Origin of the sequence: Mesorhizobium sp. BR1-1-16, assembly GCF_020165495.1 — a bacterium.
Lineage (GTDB): Bacteria > Pseudomonadota > Alphaproteobacteria > Rhizobiales > Kaistiaceae > Kaistia.
This window is the reverse complement of sequence record NZ_JAIUIE010000001.1, coordinates 539,720-553,605: the sequence shown is the minus strand read 5'-3', so window position 1 is coordinate 553,605 and position 13,886 is coordinate 539,720. Positions and strand designations below refer to the sequence as shown.

The following is a 13,886-nucleotide window of genomic DNA, read 5'->3' as shown; positions in this document are numbered from 1 at the left end:
AGCATCAGCTACACACCTGAGTTTCGCTCTAAAATATTCCAACGCCTTTCAATATATCCCATTGACGCTTCGGCTGGGCGCCCTCTAGCCTTCGAGAGCGGCGACAATGGAGGTTCCGCAGTGAGCGCAATGGATTGGCAGGCGGCCTATGAGCGATTCCTGCCGCGTTTCGAGCGCTATATCGGTGCATCGCGCCTGGCGCTGTGCGGCTTCTCGGCCTGCATCGACAGCCGCTTTCAGCTCGCGGCGCTCGCCGATCAGCTCGGACAGCTACCGACGGCCGAGACGGAGGATTTCGTCCGCCGCCTGATCGCCCGTGCCGCGGCAGGCATTGGCGGCGAGTTCCGCGAGGAATGGCCAGAAGGCCCGGCCCTTCTGGCGAAAGCCGCGCCGCCACGCACTGCCTTTGGTGGCACGGGCTCGCACATCGCCTGGGCGCTCGGAACGCTCGGCGCCAGCGGACTGGTTGCGCTTTCCGATCGCAGCGCCTTTACACTCGAACATGTCGACCCATCGATCCTGATCGCCGAAGACGGCCGCGCCGTACCGGCATCAGAGGCACAGCGGCGCGGCGATCCCCGCCCGCCCATTCATGTCTTCGAATATGACGCCGGCCGCCCATTGGCCGGCCATCTGCCGCCACGCTCGTCGCGGATCATCGTCCGCTTCGAGGATCCGGGTCTCGAGCATGACGCGGATTTCGACCGCCTCAGCGTTACGTTGGCGCATGAGGCCGGCGCGGCGGTCGTCTCGGGTTTCAACGGCGTCGCATTGGCGGACATGGCCGGGGAGACGGCGAGGATCGGCGCGATCGTGGATGCCTGGCGCGATCGCGGCGTCGCGACCGTCCATTTGGAGCTTGCCGGCTACGCCACGACGTCGGCGCGCGATGCGATGCTGGCGGGTCTCGGCAAGCGCGTGACCTCGCTCGGCATGAGCCTTTCGGAACTCAATGCCCTCTCCAATCCGGCGGACAGCATCGAAGAGCGACTGATCGGCCTCGGCGAGGATTTTGGGCTTCGCCGGGTGTGTGTCCACGCCGACGAATGGGTGGCAAGCGCGACGCTCGACGATCCCGCGCTGGAGCGCGATGCTCTGATGGCGGGCGCGCTCCTCGCCTCATGCCGTGCCGCGGCGGGCGTCCCCGTGCATCCCCGGCAGACGCCGCAAGGCGCCCTCTTCCTCGATCCGCCACTGCCGCCGGTTCAGCGGATCGGACGCTGGGCGATCGTCGCAGTGGCGGCGCCCCACCTCAGCAACCCGCAGACGACACTCGGGCTCGGCGACACATTCACCGCAGGCTGTCTGCTCGCGCTTGGAAGCAAGGTCGGCGCTGCGATTGCCGATGACGAGCGCATCGTCTATCCCGAAACCATGACTTCAATCGAAAGCCGAACCGTCCATGGAACCTGTCTCTAAACGTGTAGAGATCATTCCGGTCAAGCGGCGGGCGATGATCCTTGAATGGTTCCGCAAGCACAGCGCGGCCTCCATCCAGGAATTGTCGGAGAGCATCGGCGCGTCGGCGTCGACAATCCGTCGCGACCTCGAATATCTGACCGATGCCGGCTATCTCGAGCGCACACATGGCGGCGCCGTCCTCGCGACGCCGACCCGCGCCACGTTCGAACTCGACTCCTCGACCAACGCACAGCTATTCACCTTGCAGAAGCGCGCGATCGGCCGCCTCGCGGCGACCCGCCTTTCATCCAAGGACAGTGTGATCTTCGATTCGAGTTCGACCGTGCTGGAGGCTGCCCGAGCCGCGGTGGAACGGCGCGTCGAACTGACGGCCCTCACCAACAGCCTGGATATTGCCAGCCTCTGCCGCGCGGCGCCGGCGATCCGCGTCATCGTGCCCGGCGGTTCGCTGCGCGTCGGCTCGCAGACACTGGTCGGCGATCCCGGCGAGACCTTCCTGAAGACGGTGCACGCCGATCTCTGCTTCGTCGGCGCGCAGGCGATCACCGGCAACCAGCTCTCGGACGCGGCCATCGAGATCGCCTCGATGAAGCGGATCATGCTCTCCTCGGCGCGGCGCACGATCCTCCTGATCGACAGCTCAAAATTCCATGCGCCGGCCTTCTGCACCTTCTGCGAGGTGCAGCGGATCGACGAGATCATCACCGACAGCGGCGTGACGCCGGAGAACCTGGCGAGCCTTGCCGCCTTCGGCGTCACGGTCACTGTGGCCGAGGTCGATCCGTCCGAAGCCGGCTGAGCCTTGGGCCGGCGCGCTACCGCGCCAGCACGACATGCATGGCGAGTTCGGTCGTTGCGTGTTCCTTGACCTTGAAGCCGAGGCCCGGCAGGTCGATGCCGGCGAACATGGCTTCGCCGCGCCCGAGCACCACCGGCGAGATGGCAAAATGCAGTTCGTCGATCAGCCCGGCCAGGAGATATTGCCGCACGGTGCTGACGCCGCCGCCGATCTTGACATCGAGGTCTCCGGCCGCCTCCCGCGCCCGCTCCAGCGCCGCCTCGATGCCTTCCGTCACGAAGACGAAGCGGGTGCCGCCTTCCATCTCGATCGGCGCGCGGGCATGATTGGTGAGGATGAAGGTCGGCGTGTGATAAGGCGGGTTGTCGCCCCACCAGCCCTTCCAGGCGTCGTCAGGCCATTCGCCGCGGATCGGCCCGAACATGTTGCGCCCGAGGATGAACGCGCCGAACCCGCTCATCGACCGTGACGCATAGGTCTCGTCGACGCCGTCGGATCCATCTCCCTGGCCGAACATCGCGCGGAAGGTCCGCGTGCCAAAGAACCAGCGATGCAGGTCGCGCCCACCTACTCCAAGGGGATTGTCGAGGCTCTGCTCGGGACCGGCCCCGAAGCCATCGATCGAAAGCGCAAAACCTGCGACGCGCACCTTACCCATGACACTCCTCCGATTGCGATTTGCAACTGGTTGTTATCTCGCATGACCGATCTTATTTTGCAATCGGTTTCAATGGAGATGATCTTGGACATCGAAAGGCGGTCGGGCTGCCCGATTAATCTGGCCATGGAAGTGCTGGGCGACCGCTGGAGCCTCGTGATCATCCGCGACATGATGTTCGGCAATCGGCGCCATTTTCGCGAACTTTTGACGCGATCCGACGAAGGCATCGCCTCGAACATTCTGGCGGCGCGGCTGAAACGCCTTGTCGCCCTCGGCCTCATCTCGAAGCAGGATGACCCCAGCCACAGCCAGAAGTCCATCTACAGCCTGACCGAGCCTTCGATCCAGCTGGTTCCTGTCATTGCGTCGCTCGGCGCCTGGGGCCGCCGACACCTGCCGGTCAGCGAGGCGCTGAGCATCCGGGCCCGTCTGCTTGAAGAAGGAGGACCAGCCATGTGGGAGGCATTCATGACGGATCTTCGCGCCATCCACATTACGCACCCCATCGACGGCGCGAACGGCACCATCGGCTCACCAGTCCTCGACGGATTGACGGCCGCCTATCGTGCAACGCTGGCGGCAACACGAGATCGCGACGATGGCGGCACGCCTCAGATGCCCTAACGGACGCCGACGCTATTTCGTTGGCGCTTTCGGACGCGCCACTGAACGGCGGCGCAGGATCTGGCAGTCGAGCACCTCGCGACGCGCCGCGGCAGGCTTGCCGCGGCGGCGCTCCAGGATGCGGCGGACGGCCTGGCGTGCCATCGCTTCATGCGGCAGCACGGCCGTCATGAGATTCGGGAAGAACGCCGTCACCAGCGGGTCGTTGTCGAAGCCGGCGATCGAGAGATCACGCGGCACGCTGACATCCCGGTCGCGCGCCGCCTCATAGGCCGCCAGCGCCATGCGGTCGTTGAAGCAGAAGATCGCTGTCGGCGGATCGGCGGAATCGAGCAGCGCGCAGGTGCTGGCATAGGCGTCCGAGATCGCGGAGCCCTGGTGCAACACCAGTTCCGGATCAACCGTTATCCCGCCAGCCTCCAGCGCCTCGCGATAGCCGAGCAACCGGTCGCGGCCGCCATCGAGGAAGGTTTCGCCGGCGAGATGGGCGATGCGGCGATGGCCGGCATTCACCATGGCGCCGACCAGCGCTTTCGCCGCGCCGCGATCATCGGGCAGGATCGAATCCTGCTCGCCGCGCGGGTCGTAGCAGTTGAGCAGCACCAGCGGGATGTCGGGCGGCACCACTGGCGCCGTCACCTCGCGCGTGAACAATGTCGCGTAAATGATGCCGGCGACGGGCCGCTGCAGCATGGACTGGATCGCGGCTTGCTCCATCGGCTGGTTGTTGCGGGTCGAGATCACCTCGACGACGCATTCCTCCTCCCATGCCGCCTCGCGCGCGCCCTCCATGAAGTTCACCGCGAACGGGCTTGCCATCAGGTCGTCGATGACGAGGCCGATCGAGGCGCCGTCGCGCCAGTCGGCGCGCACGCGCGATGAGCGCTTGTAGTCGAGCCGCTCCGCGGTCTCGATGATCCGCTGCCGGGTCGCCTCGGAGACGCGGACCCCGGCGACCCCGTTGAGCACGAGCGAGACGGTCGCCTGCGAGACCTGCGACTCGCGCGCGACATCGAACATGGTGGGCTTTCGGGTACGGGCCGTCATTTCTTCCCCTCGTTGCGGGCAGCATGCCATGCGGCGCCCGGCGATCAATGGGGCGGAAGCGCACGGATTAAAATATCACTTGCTGAAGATAATAAAATAACTAATCCTGCATTTCGCCGCCGGAGGAGAGGACCGCGGCAGCGCCGGGGGCTGGAAGGCCGCTGCGCTTCGGCCCCTCGGCCAAACAGGGAGGAATGACAATGAAACGGATCGCAGCTCTGGCTTCCGCGTCGATCGTCGCGATCGCCGCCACGGTTTGCGGCTCGGCCGCGTTCGCCGCGCCGCTGACCTTCTGGAACGGATTCACCGGGCCTGACCGGCCGACCATCGAGGCGCTGACGAAACAGTGGAGCGATGCGCATCCGGACACGCCGGTGCAGATGGATATCGAGCCCTGGGACAGCATGCTGCAGAAGCTGCAGGCCGCCATGGCGAGCGGCTCGGGTCCCGACGTGGTGGCTTTCAACTTCGCGCAATTGCCGCGCTATGCTGAAAGCGGCTTCATCATGGACATCACCGACGAGGTGAAGGCCGGCGGCGCGCTCGACCCGTCTGTCTGGTCCGACGGACTGAAACAAGTCCTGCAGTACAACGGCAAATACTACGCGGCGCCGCTGAACTTCGCGACGCTGATGATGTATTACAACAAGGACATCTTCGCGAAGGCCGGCATTTCCGAGCCGCCCAAGACCTGGGACGACTGGGTCGCTGCGATCAAGAAGACCACGGTGACCGGCAGCAATTCACAATATGGCCTGCTGATCCCCGATCACGAGACGATCCCGAACTGGCCGATCCTTCTCTGGGGCAATGGCGGCGACGTCATCAAGGACGGAAAGCCCTATCTGGACGATGCCAAGACCGTCGGGGCCCTGACGCTGTGGGGCGACCTCGTCCTCAACGACAAGATCACGCCGACGGGGCTTTCCGGCGCCGATGCCGACAAGCTCTTCCAGTCCGGCAAGGCGGCAATGGAGATCACCGGCCCGTGGATGACGAACGGCTTCACTGCCGCGAAGCTCAACTATGACGTCGCGCCGATCCCAACCGGCCCCGGGGGACCGGTGACGCTGGCCGATTCGATCGTGCTCGTCATCAACAAGGCAACCAAGGATCCGAAGGCGGCTCTCGACTTCGTCGCGATGTGGAACTCGAAGGCAGCCCAATTGAAGATCGCCAACGACACCGGCTTCCCGCCGCTGCGCACCGATCTATCCGGCAGCCCCGAGCTCACCAATGAATGGGCGGCGAAATTCTCCACCGTCGTGCCGGTCTCGCGGTTCAGCCTGCCGAACCAGGTGAATTTCGCGCAGATCGACGGCGACGTGTTCACGCCGATGATCCAGTCGATCACGTTCGGCAAGGAAAAGGCGGCCGAGGCCGCGCAGCAGGCGAACGACCAGCTTTCCGACCTGCTCAACCCGTAGAGCCTCGAGGATGGGCGGCTGCACCGGCCGCCCATCCTTCCTCGCTTCGATCCGGAATGCCGCCCATGTCTTCTCGAACCGCACGGCTTCAGCCGAGCCGTCCCTGGCCGGCGATGCCCAACAGGACGACGATCGCGGCCTGGTGCTTCCTGGCGCCGAGCCTCATCGTGCTGGCCGTCTTCGTGTTCTGGCCGATCGTCTATTCGTTCGACCTCAGCCTGCATAAGTGGAAATTCTCGGCCGACGCGCAGGAGTGGGCGGGCTTTGCCAATTATGCGCGGATGTGGCGGGACGCGCGCTTCTGGAACGCGCTCGGCAACACGGTCTACTACACCGCCTTCACCGTTCCGCTTGGCGTGGCGCTGCCGCTGGCGCTCGCACTGGCGCTCAACCGCGCCATCCCCTTCCGCGCCCTGCTCCGCAGCGCCTTCTTCCTTCCGGTGATCGCCTCCTTCGCCATCGTTGCGCTCGCCTGGCGCTTCATGCTCGATCCCGATATCGGCCTGCTCGCCTACTGGCTGTCCTTCCTCGGCATGCCGCATGTGAGCCCGCTGCGCGATCCCAACCTGGCCATGCCCGCGGTGATCATCGCGAGCCTCTGGAAGAATCTCGGCTTCAACATGGTGATCTATCTCGCCGGCCTGCAGGCGATCCCGATCGTGCTCTATGAGGCAGCGCGGATCGACGGCGCCAACAGCTTCCAGCAGTTCTGGAACGTCACCTGGCCGCAGTTGCGGACGACCAACATCTTCGTGCTGGTAATCTCGATCATCGGCGCTTTCCAGGTCTTCGATCCCGCCTTCGTCATGACGCCGGGTGGCGGGCCGCTGTTCTCGACCGAGACGCTGGTCACCTACATCTACCGCCAGGGCATCACCAACCTAAACCTCAGCTATGCGGCCTCGATCGGCATCTTCCTGTTCGCCGTCGTGTTCCTGCTGACGCTCGCGCAGTTGCGGATTACCCGCAGCTGGGAGGATTGATCATGGCCGATGTGCTCGACGGCGCCGGCCCCGGGGCGAAGCCGACGACCCTCTTCACCACCGTCACTCTGGTCGTGCTCGGTCTCCTGGCGCTCGCGGTCGTGTTTCCGTTCATCTGGATGTTGTTCACCTCGCTGAAGCCAGAAAGCGAGATCGCGACCTTCCCGCCGCAGCTTCTGCCGCATCGCTGGACCTTCGAGAACTACGAGAATGTCTGGACCCGCATTCCCTTCGCGCGGCTGTTCCTGAACTCGATCCTCTTCGCCGGCGGCGTCACCATCGTGTCGCTGCTGCTCGATTCGATGGCCGCCTACGCTCTGGCGCGGCTGCAATTCAGGGGTCGGAACGTCATCTTCGTGCTGATCCTGGTGGCGCTCATGCTGCCGTTCCAGGTGATGTTCGTGCCGCTCTTCGTGACGGTGCACGATCTGCACATGCTGGACAGCTATTCCGGTCTGATCGTGCCGCGCGCGACCAACGCTTTCGGCATCTTCATGCTGCGGCAATTCTTCGTGACGCTGCCGAAGGAACTCGACGAAGCGGCGCGGATTGATGGCTGCGGCGAATTTGGCATCTACTGGCGCATCATCCTGCCGCTCTCGGGCCCGGCGATCGCGACGCTCGCCGTCTTCCACTTCATGTACAACTGGAACGACTTTCTGTGGCCGCTGCTGATCACCTCCTCGATGGAGATGCGCACGCTGCCCGCCGGCCTCGCGCTCTTCGTCGGCAGCCATGTGGTCGAATACGGCGTCGTCATGGCCGGCGCGGTGCTTGCGCTGCTTCCGCTGCTCGTGGCGTTCGTCTTCGCCCAGCGCACCTTCATCCAGGGCATCGCCATGAGCGGGATCAAGGGCTGATGGCGCCCATCCCTCCCCTGGCTCTTCAAAATATCTCAACGCTTGAGGATCTGACGTGAGCGAACTCTTCGACCTCTCACCAGACGGCTTCGTCTGGGCCGCCGGCATCGAGAACACCTTCATCGGCCAGACCGAACGGATCGGCGAGCGGGTGCTCGACGAATTCGCCCTCACCCACCACTACCAGTATTTCCGCGAGGACCTCGACCGCGTGAAGGGTCTCGGCGTCCGCGCCATCCGCTACGGCATGCCTTGGTACAAGGCCGAGCCCGAGAAGGGGAAATTCGACTGGGACTGGATCGACCGCGCCATCGACCATGCAGCGGGAACCGGCGTCGAGATCGTGTTCGACCTCATGCATTACGGCGTGCCGCTCTGGCTCGAAAACCAGTTCCTCAACACCGACTATGAGAAGCATGTCGCCGATTGGGCCGCGGCGTTCACGCGGCGCTACAAGGACCGCGTGAAGTACTACACGCCGTTCAACGAGCCGCTGATCTGCTCGGAATTCGTCGGCCTGCGCGGCATGTGGCCGCCTTACCTCCGCGGTGCCGACGGGCAGGTGAAGATCATCCGCAACATCTCGCGCGGCATGACGCTGTCGGTGCAGGCGATGCGGGCCGAGCGCGGCGACGCGATCATGGTGCAGGTCGATGCCGCCGGCGAGGTGCTGCCCGATACGCCTGATCTGGCCGAGGCCGCCGCTTTCGAGACGGCCAAGACCTTCATGGCGACCGACCTGCTGCTCGGGCTCGTCGGCGACGACCATATCCTGCGCGACTGGTTCCTCCAGCACGGCATGAGCGAGGCCGATCTCGTATGGCACCTTGAGCGCAAGCAGGATGTCGAGATCGTCGGCACCAATTATTACCCCGAGACATCGCAGCAACGCCTTGTCCGCCACGGCAAGGACGAACTGATCCGCAAGCCGATCTCCGGCCGCGCCGCCGGCATGGAGAGCTCGGTTCGCCAGTTCTGGGAGAAGTACAAGCGTCCCGTCGTGGTGACCGAATCGAGCCTCAACGGCACGATCGAGGAACGCGCCCAATGGCTTGCCGAAGCGGTCGACGCCATTCCGAAGATCCGCGCCAAGGGCCTGCCGCTTGTCGGCTTCACCTATTTTCCGGTCTTCGACCTGATCGACTGGGTCTATCGCGCCGGCCGGCCGCTCGAGGAATACATCACGCGGCAGGGCCCGCGGCAGCTGAGCCCCGAGCAGATCGCGAATTTCATGCGCTATATGCGCTTCACCACGATGGAAAACCTGCCTTTGGAAGCCTTCATCGCGCCGATGGGCCTCTGGACCATGCAGATGGGCTTCGACGGCACCTTCGAGCGCGTGGAGACCCCGCTCGTCGCCCAATATCGCGAGGCGGCAGCCTCACAGGATGTCGGCGATATTCCGCAAGAGACCGAGTAACGCGCGGCGGCACTTCGTATCGCCGAAAAGCAAAAGGCCCGCCGGAAGGCGGGCCTTTTACACGACTGGTTGCGGGGACCAGATTTGAACTGATGACCTTCAGGTTATGAGCCTGACGAGCTACCGGGCTGCTCCACCCCGCGACAAGCGCGTCGGCGAGAAGAATTTCTCTGTCGCCGTCGCGCAACGGTCATATAGGCGCTCGTGCGCCGGCTTGGAACCCCGGCCGGGACGATTTTTGATTTCGTCCACAGGCCGGATGGCAATCAGCTCGCCGGGTTGATGCGAATGCCGAGTTCGCGCAGCTGGCGCGTCGAGGCCTCGCTCGGGGCGTTCATCAGGAGATCCTGTGCCTGCTGGTTCATCGGGAACAGCGTGATCTCGCGCAGGTTCTGCACACCGCAGATCAGCATCACGATGCGGTCGATGCCCGGCGCCATGCCGCCATGCGGCGGTGCGCCATACTGGAACGCGCGATAAAGGCCGCCGAAACGCTCCTCGACCGTCGTCTCGTCGAGGCCGACCAGACCGAAGGCTTTCACCATCAGCTCCGGAATGTGATTGCGCAGGCCGCCCGAAGCGATCTCGAAGCCGTTGCAGACGAGATCATACTGATAGGCCTTGATCGTCAGCGGATCCTGGTTTTCCAGCGCATCGAGCCCGCCCTGCGGCATGGAGAAGGGGTTGTGCGCGAAATCGAGCTTCTTCTCTTCCTCGCTCCACTCATAGAACGGGAAATCGACGATCCAGGCGATCTCGAAGCTCTCGGTATCGACGAGGCCAAGCTCGGTGCCGACGCGCGTGCGCGCATCACCGGCGAAGCGATAGAAATTCTTCGGGTTGCCGGCGACGAAGAAGACGGCGTCACCATCCTCAAGCCCAAGCTGCTGACGCAACGCGTCTGTGCGCTCCTCGCCGATATTCTTGGCGACAGGCCCTGCGCCTTCGAGCGCGCCGTTTTCCGTGCGCCAGAAGATATAGCCAAGCCCCGGCTGGCCCTGCTGCTGCGCCCATGAATTCATGCGGTCGCAGAAGGCGCGCGAACCGCCGCCCTTGGCCGGGATCGCCCAGACCTCGGCCTTGGGATCGGCCTCGATCATCCGCGCGAACACCTTGAAGCCCGAGCCGGCGAAATGCTGCGTGACGGCCTGCATCTCGATCGGGTTGCGGAGGTCCGGCTTGTCGGAGCCATAGGTGCGGATCGCGGTGTCATAGGGAATGCGGCGGAAGGTGTCCGTGACCTTCTTGCCGTCCGCGAATTCCTGGAACAGGCCGCGCATCACCGGCTCCATCGTGCCGAGGATGTCGTCCTGCGTCACGAAGCTCATTTCGAGATCGAGCTGGTAGAATTCGCCCGGCAGGCGGTCGGCGCGCGGGTCCTCGTCGCGGAAGCACGGCGCGATCTGGAAATAGCGGTCGAAGCCCGCGACCATCAAAAGCTGCTTGTACTGCTGCGGCGCCTGCGGCAGCGCGTAGAACTTGCCCTGATGGATGCGCGAGGGCACGAGGAAATCGCGCGCGCCTTCAGGCGAAGACGCGGTGAGGATCGGCGTCGAGAATTCGGTGAAGCCGATCTCGGTCATGCGGCGACGCATCGAGGCGATCACGGCCGTCCGCTTCATGATGTTGGCATGCAGGGTCTCGCGGCGGAGATCGAGGAAGCGATATTTGAGGCGCGTATCCTCCGGATAGTCGGGCTCGCCGAAAACCGGCAGCGGCAATTCCCTGGCGGCAGAGAGCACCTCGATCTCGCTCGCGAAGACCTCGACTGCGCCGGTCGCAAGGTTCGGATTCACCGTCTCGGGCGTCCGCTTCTTCACGAGGCCGTCGATGCGCACGCACCATTCGGAGCGAAGCTGTTCGGCCGTGCCGAAGGCGGCCGAATCCGGATCGACGACGATCTGGGTCAGGCCGTAATGATCGCGCAGATCGATGAAGAGCAGCCCGCCATGATCGCGCACGCGATTAACCCAGCCCGAAAGGCGAACATTCTCGCCCGTCTGGGTTTCGCGAAGTTCGCCGCAGGTGTGGGTGCGATAGCGATGCATGATGGTCGATCCGAATTCTGAACGGCGCGGCGACGGACGGCCGCCGCGCGCGGGATTAAAGCGGAGGCAAGGGCCTGCCGCACGCGCGCGGGAGAAGCGCATGCGTGCCATTTGTTGTCAAGCAACGAGCCGTCCCGGTTCGGCTTCAGGCGTCCCGCCAGGCCCTTGCAAAGCGCGACCTCGACACCATCTAAGTCTCATCGCAGCGAGAGCCGCGGGACTGGTGCCCCGAAAGGGCGCCTCCCCTGTCGGCCAGGACGGATGTACTCCGGCCGGCGCGCTCACAGGCAGACGATGCATCGTCGCCGATGCTGCGATACCGATCGCCCAAGCCCGTAGCCGATGGATGTGCATAGACAATCATGCGCGCCATTGCCGGAGCTTGGGCTTTCTTTTTGCGCCTCTCCTCTACGCGACAAGCGTTCGGACCTGCGCTATGAGAAGCGCATGACGGATATCATTTCTTCAACAGAATCTCTCGCCGCGGCCTGTTCCCGTTTCGCCACGTTCGACTTCGTCACGGTCGATACGGAATTCATGCGCGAGACCACCTATTGGCCGAAACTCTGCATCATCCAGATCGCCAGTACGGATGAGGCGGTGATCATCGATGCGGAGGCGCCGGGGCTGGACCTCGCCCCGTTCTTCGCGCTGATGGCGGACGAGACCGTGATGAAGGTGTTCCATGCCGCGCGGCAGGACATCGAAATCGTCTGGCATCTCGGCGGCATCCTTCCGCATCCGATCTTCGACACGCAGGTCGCGGCCATGGTCTGCGGCTATGGCGAGTCGATCTCCTATGATCAGCTGGTCGGACGGATCACCGGCCACCCGATCGACAAGTCCTCGCGCTTCACCGACTGGAGCCGCCGCCCGCTCACCGAACATCAGGTCGATTATGCGCTCGCCGATGTCACGCATCTCCGCGATGTCTATCTTGCGCTGAAGGGTAAGCTCGAAAGCCAGGGCCGCAGCGACTGGGTCGCTGAGGAAATGAACGTGCTGACCTCAGTCGACACCTATCAGGTCGAGCCCGAAAATGCCTGGAAGCGGCTGAAGATGCGGATCAAGAAGCCGCTGCAGCTCGCCGTCCTGATGGAAATCGCCGCCTGGCGTGAACGCGAGGCGCAGGCCCGCGACGTGCCGCGCGGCCGTATCATCAAGGACGATGCGATTTACGAGATCGCCGAGCAACTTCCCACTACTGCCGAAGCGCTTGGCCGGCTGCGCACCATCCCGAAGGGTTTCGAGCGCTCGCGCACCGCCGAGGACATCCTTGCCGCGGTCAAGCGCGCCGCCGCCATTCCGAAGGATCAGCTGCCGCGCGTGCCAAAGACCCGGCCGATGTCGGATGGCAACGGCGCCGCCGTCGATCTGCTCAAGGTACTGCTCAAGATGACGAGCGAGGAGCACGGTGTCGCCGCGCGCGTCATCGCGACGGTCGACGAGCTGGAGGCGATTGCAGCCGACGACGACGCCAGTGTGGCGCCGCTTGCGGGCTGGCGGCGCGACCTCTTCGGCGAGAATGCGCTGAAACTAAAGCGCGGTGAGATCGCGCTTCGCCTCGACGGCCGCCGCGTGGCAGTCGTGCGCGAGCGGGACCCCGCCTCGACTCTGTGACGGTGGTCACTTCGTAGCGCAGCATCGACGGATAAGCCTCCTGCAACCTCAGGAGGATGCCGATGCGGAAGATTGTGGCTGTCGCCGGCGCGATCGTGCTGGTGATTGCGATTGCCGTGGCCGGTCTTGCCGGCTTTGCCTGGTTTGGAAGCGAGCACAAGCGGAACCGCATCGTCGCCGTCGATGTGGCGCCGGTGGCAATCGCGATCGATCCCGAAGGCATCGCGCGCGGCAAATATCTCTATGAATCGCGCGGCTGCACCGATTGCCATGGCCGCGACGGCGCCGGCAAGGTCGTCATCGACGATGGCGCCGGCATGCTGGTCCGCGCGCCGAACATCTCCACGGCTGTCGGCGCGGCGACGAATGCGCTCGGTCCGCTGGATTGGGTCCGCCTGCTGCGCCATGGCGTCAAGCCAAATGGACGGCCGGTCCTCATCATGCCGAGCGAAGACTATGCGCGCATGAGCGACGACGATCTCGGCATGCTCGTCGGCTATGTGAAGACGCTGCCGCCGATCGAGGGCGAGGTGGCGGAGATCAACCTGCCGCTGGTCGTTCGCTTTCTCTATGCGAGCGGGTTCATCAAGGATGCGGCCGAAAAGATCGACCATACGCTGCCGCCGGCTCAGCCTGTCGCCCCGACCGAGACGGTCGCCTATGGCGATTATGTCGCCAATTCCTGCCGAGGCTGCCACAACCCGGCCCTCTCTGGTGGCCCGATACCAGGCGGCCCGCCGGATTGGCCCGCCGCCGCCAATCTGACACCCGGCGCCGGTAGCGCGATGGCGCATTATGCGGACGAGGCGGCGTTCGCGGCGATGCTGAAGAGCGGCAAGCGACCGGACGGCTCAGCGGTCAGCGCGGTGATGCCGTTCGAATCGCTTCGAGAACTCAACGCCGCCGACATCGCGGCGCTCTATGCTTTCTTCAGGACACTGCCGCCCAAGAAGCAAGGCGAGGTTTGAGCCCGGC

Annotated in this window: 13 protein-coding genes, 2 tRNA genes and 1 pseudogene; 11 read left to right on the top strand and 5 right to left on the bottom strand. The window is 64.4% G+C overall.

The window, feature by feature from the left end; translation table 11 throughout:
• Nucleotides 1-129: 129 nt before the first annotated feature.
• Nucleotides 130-1,419, top strand: a complete 1,290-nt coding sequence (locus LB518_RS02765; RefSeq protein WP_224574264.1) for an ADP-dependent glucokinase/phosphofructokinase — start codon at nucleotides 130-132, stop codon at nucleotides 1,417-1,419.
• Nucleotides 1,403-2,221, top strand: coding sequence for a DeoR/GlpR family DNA-binding transcription regulator (locus LB518_RS02760; protein ID WP_224572737.1), 819 nt, complete (start codon nucleotides 1,403-1,405; stop codon nucleotides 2,219-2,221). Before LB518_RS02765 ends, LB518_RS02760 begins: the two co-directional genes overlap by 17 nt.
• 16 nt (nucleotides 2,222-2,237) lie before the next feature.
• Here LB518_RS02760 and LB518_RS02755 read toward each other — a convergent pair whose 3' ends face one another.
• Nucleotides 2,238-2,879, bottom strand: a complete 642-nt coding sequence (locus LB518_RS02755; RefSeq protein WP_224572735.1) for a dihydrofolate reductase family protein — start codon at nucleotides 2,877-2,879, stop codon at nucleotides 2,238-2,240.
• 84 nt (nucleotides 2,880-2,963) lie between these two features.
• Between LB518_RS02755 and LB518_RS02750 the strand changes: the two genes are divergently transcribed.
• Nucleotides 2,964-3,506: a winged helix-turn-helix transcriptional regulator gene (locus LB518_RS02750; RefSeq protein WP_224572733.1), complete on the top strand. Its 543-nt coding sequence runs from the start codon at nucleotides 2,964-2,966 to the stop codon at nucleotides 3,504-3,506.
• A gap of 12 nt (nucleotides 3,507-3,518) precedes the next feature.
• Here LB518_RS02750 and LB518_RS02745 read toward each other — a convergent pair whose 3' ends face one another.
• Nucleotides 3,519-4,022, bottom strand: coding sequence for a substrate-binding domain-containing protein (locus LB518_RS02745; protein WP_224574262.1), 504 nt, complete (start codon nucleotides 4,020-4,022; stop codon nucleotides 3,519-3,521).
• On the opposite strand from LB518_RS02745, the gene LB518_RS02740 reads away from it, so the two are divergent.
• Nucleotides 3,999-4,085, top strand: a tRNA-Glu gene (locus LB518_RS02740). The two genes, LB518_RS02745 and LB518_RS02740, sit on opposite strands and share 24 nt — an antisense overlap.
• A gap of 112 nt (nucleotides 4,086-4,197) precedes the next feature.
• Nucleotides 4,198-4,398 carry a hypothetical protein gene (locus LB518_RS02735; protein WP_224572731.1) on the top strand — a complete coding sequence of 67 codons (201 nt, stop codon included), beginning with the start codon at nucleotides 4,198-4,200 and terminating at the stop codon, nucleotides 4,396-4,398.
• Between the two features lie 50 nt (nucleotides 4,399-4,448).
• Here the strand turns inward: LB518_RS02735 and LB518_RS24800 are convergent.
• A pseudogene (locus LB518_RS24800) lies at nucleotides 4,449-4,526 on the bottom strand (LacI family DNA-binding transcriptional regulator); the annotation flags it as partial.
• Nucleotides 4,527-4,753: 227 nt separating this feature from the next.
• On the opposite strand from LB518_RS24800, the gene LB518_RS02725 reads away from it, so the two are divergent.
• The 4 genes from LB518_RS02725 to LB518_RS02710 all read left to right on the top strand — a co-directional run bounded on the left by LB518_RS02725 (nucleotide 4,754) and on the right by LB518_RS02710 (nucleotide 9,243).
• Nucleotides 4,754-5,980, top strand: a complete 1,227-nt coding sequence (locus LB518_RS02725) for an ABC transporter substrate-binding protein (protein WP_224572729.1) — start codon at nucleotides 4,754-4,756, stop codon at nucleotides 5,978-5,980.
• 65 nt (nucleotides 5,981-6,045) lie between these two features.
• Nucleotides 6,046-6,963 carry a carbohydrate ABC transporter permease gene (locus tag LB518_RS02720; RefSeq protein WP_224572727.1) on the top strand — a complete coding sequence of 306 codons (918 nt, stop codon included), beginning with the start codon at nucleotides 6,046-6,048 and terminating at the stop codon, nucleotides 6,961-6,963.
• Between the two features lie 2 nt (nucleotides 6,964-6,965).
• Complete coding sequence (locus LB518_RS02715) at nucleotides 6,966-7,823, top strand: carbohydrate ABC transporter permease (RefSeq protein ID WP_224572725.1); 858 nt, start codon at nucleotides 6,966-6,968, stop codon at nucleotides 7,821-7,823.
• Nucleotides 7,824-7,878: 55 nt separating this feature from the next.
• On the top strand, nucleotides 7,879-9,243 hold the full coding sequence (locus tag LB518_RS02710) for a family 1 glycosylhydrolase (protein WP_224572723.1): 1,365 nt from the start codon (nucleotides 7,879-7,881) through the stop codon (nucleotides 9,241-9,243).
• Nucleotides 9,244-9,309: 66 nt separating this feature from the next.
• Here LB518_RS02710 and LB518_RS02705 read toward each other — a convergent pair.
• A tRNA-Met gene (locus LB518_RS02705) sits at nucleotides 9,310-9,386 on the bottom strand.
• A 123-nt stretch (nucleotides 9,387-9,509) separates the two neighbouring features.
• On the bottom strand, nucleotides 9,510-11,291 hold the full coding sequence (gene aspS, locus LB518_RS02700) for an aspartate--tRNA ligase (RefSeq protein WP_224572720.1): 1,782 nt from the start codon (nucleotides 11,289-11,291) through the stop codon (nucleotides 9,510-9,512).
• Nucleotides 11,292-11,738: 447 nt separating this feature from the next.
• Here aspS and rnd point away from each other — a divergent pair, with 447 nt between their 5' ends.
• Both rnd and LB518_RS02690 read left to right on the top strand, forming a co-directional pair.
• The gene (gene rnd, locus LB518_RS02695) at nucleotides 11,739-12,911 is read left to right on the top strand and encodes a ribonuclease D (protein WP_224572717.1); all 1,173 of its coding nucleotides are present in this window, start codon (nucleotides 11,739-11,741) and stop codon (nucleotides 12,909-12,911) included.
• Between the two features lie 62 nt (nucleotides 12,912-12,973).
• A complete protein-coding gene (locus tag LB518_RS02690; protein WP_224572715.1) occupies nucleotides 12,974-13,879 on the top strand; it encodes a c-type cytochrome in 906 nt (301 codons plus the stop codon).
• The last annotated feature ends 7 nt before the right edge of the window (nucleotides 13,880-13,886 follow it).

What these genes read in the sequence shown, in the direction of transcription:
- LB518_RS02765 (WP_224574264.1), top strand. Translation starts at nt 130, where the DNA reads ATGGATTGGCAGGCGGCCTATGAGCGATTCCTGCCGCGTTTCGAGCGC.
- LB518_RS02760 (WP_224572737.1), top strand. Translation starts at nt 1,403, where the DNA reads ATGGAACCTGTCTCTAAACGTGTAGAGATCATTCCGGTCAAGCGGCGG.
- LB518_RS02755 (WP_224572735.1), bottom strand. Translation starts at nt 2,879, where the DNA reads ATGGGTAAGGTGCGCGTCGCAGGTTTTGCGCTTTCGATCGATGGCTTC.
- LB518_RS02745 (WP_224574262.1), bottom strand. Translation starts at nt 4,022, where the DNA reads ATGGTGAATGCCGGCCATCGCCGCATCGCCCATCTCGCCGGCGAAACC.
- LB518_RS02735 (WP_224572731.1), top strand. Translation starts at nt 4,198, where the DNA reads ATGGACTGGATCGCGGCTTGCTCCATCGGCTGGTTGTTGCGGGTCGAG.
- LB518_RS02725 (WP_224572729.1), top strand. Translation starts at nt 4,754, where the DNA reads ATGAAACGGATCGCAGCTCTGGCTTCCGCGTCGATCGTCGCGATCGCC.
- LB518_RS02720 (WP_224572727.1), top strand. Translation starts at nt 6,046, where the DNA reads ATGTCTTCTCGAACCGCACGGCTTCAGCCGAGCCGTCCCTGGCCGGCG.
- LB518_RS02715 (WP_224572725.1), top strand. Translation starts at nt 6,966, where the DNA reads ATGGCCGATGTGCTCGACGGCGCCGGCCCCGGGGCGAAGCCGACGACC.
- aspS (WP_224572720.1), bottom strand. Translation starts at nt 11,291, where the DNA reads ATGCATCGCTATCGCACCCACACCTGCGGCGAACTTCGCGAAACCCAG.
- rnd (WP_224572717.1), top strand. Translation starts at nt 11,739, where the DNA reads ATGACGGATATCATTTCTTCAACAGAATCTCTCGCCGCGGCCTGTTCC.
- LB518_RS02690 (WP_224572715.1), top strand. Translation starts at nt 12,974, where the DNA reads ATGCGGAAGATTGTGGCTGTCGCCGGCGCGATCGTGCTGGTGATTGCG.